This is a genomic window from Labrenzia sp. C1B70, from assembly GCF_000475395.1.
GTDB classification, from domain to species: domain Bacteria; phylum Pseudomonadota; class Alphaproteobacteria; order Rhizobiales; family Stappiaceae; genus Roseibium; species Roseibium algicola.
This window is the reverse complement of the sequence record NZ_AXCE01000041.1, coordinates 1-1,260: the sequence shown is the minus strand read 5'-3', so window position 1 is coordinate 1,260 and position 1,260 is coordinate 1. Positions and strand designations below refer to the sequence as shown.

The 1,260-nt window shown below is 62.5% G+C and carries 1 protein-coding gene; it reads left to right on the top strand.

From position 1 onward, the window contains the following. Positions 1–1,147, top strand: a 1,147-nt coding sequence (locus Q666_RS57990; protein ID WP_023002271.1) for an RHE_PE00001 family protein, incomplete at its 5' end; no start/stop codon positions are given. Positions 1,148–1,260: the final 113 nt, after the last annotated feature.

Sequence of the window (1,260 nt, the reverse complement as noted above, 5' to 3'; positions counted from 1 at the left end):
TTACGATCTCCGCAAGTCCCTGAAATCACTGCATTGGCTCGATCTGGCCGACCCGATCGATCGCGCCGGCCGGTCCCTGACCCGAGCCGACGAGAGATTGCGCCGGACACAAGCGCTGAAAGACGGCGTGCGCAGCCGGTCTCACCTGTTTGACACCTGTGCCTCCATGGCCCTCGATGGAGACCTCGTTCATCTGGAGGACCTTGTCCTGCACGACGCCGGCACCGACAGACGCGCGCCCACCCACGAGTTGACCCGGGCCGCCAGGTTCCTGGCGCTCCGCAGACGGGTCGACCGGCAAGCCCCGGACACTGTCTTGAGCCGGGACGGTCTTCTGGCACTTGTGGGTCGGCCGACAGATGACGCCGAGTTCGAGACAACGACGATCAGAAGCTCGGGGGAGGGGAGGGGACCTGCCGCCTTAACCTCGGTCCAACAGGACACTGCCGACACGGAAAAAACTCTCTTTGCCGAGATCGACGCCGTTCTGGAGCGCTCCAGACACCTGGCGCAGGGAACCGTTCCGAAAAAATCTGTCTCTTCCCGCCAATCCGGAGAAATACCTTCCGCGCACTTCTCTCGGTTTGCCGAACGGGGCGATCGACTGGACGATTGGCTCACTGTCAAAAAGGAAACTGAAGCCCTGAAATTGCCGCCCGTTCTGGCGGCTGTCCTTTTGCTTGATGCATGGCAGGTGCTGCAGCCGCTGGACGGATGGCCGGAACTTGGCCGCCTGCTGTCGGCGGTCTTCCTGAAAGCACAGGTGACCACGTCTCATTTACCGAGCCTGTCAGCGGGATTGCGAAAGTCGCCCTTTCGCTGGCGCCGCAAGGACACGTTCCAGGTACGTATCGCCGGCTTCCTGTCCGGTTTTGAAAAAGCCGCCCAGGAAACCATGGATCAGCTGGACCGGCTATCGATTGCCCAGGAGCAATTGGCACGCCATTGCCAGTCTTGCCGAAGCCACTCCAGGCTGCCGGAGTTTGCCCGGATGTTCCTGTCCCGGCCCCTGGTGACCATTCCCATGGCCCGCCAGGACCTCGGCGTCACCGCCGCTGCCGTCGACCGCATGATCCGCCAACTCGGCCCCGCGCTCCCCCGCGAGCTTACAGGCCGAGACAGATACAGGGCCTGGGGTATCCTGTGACGTCTGATTGAGTGATCTGCCCGAGGAAGATCCCATGGAACAGGGATCAGGCACAACGCCACAGCCTCATTCCGGGCGATACCCGCGCCTGTGCTTTTGTGCCGCCAGCTTCT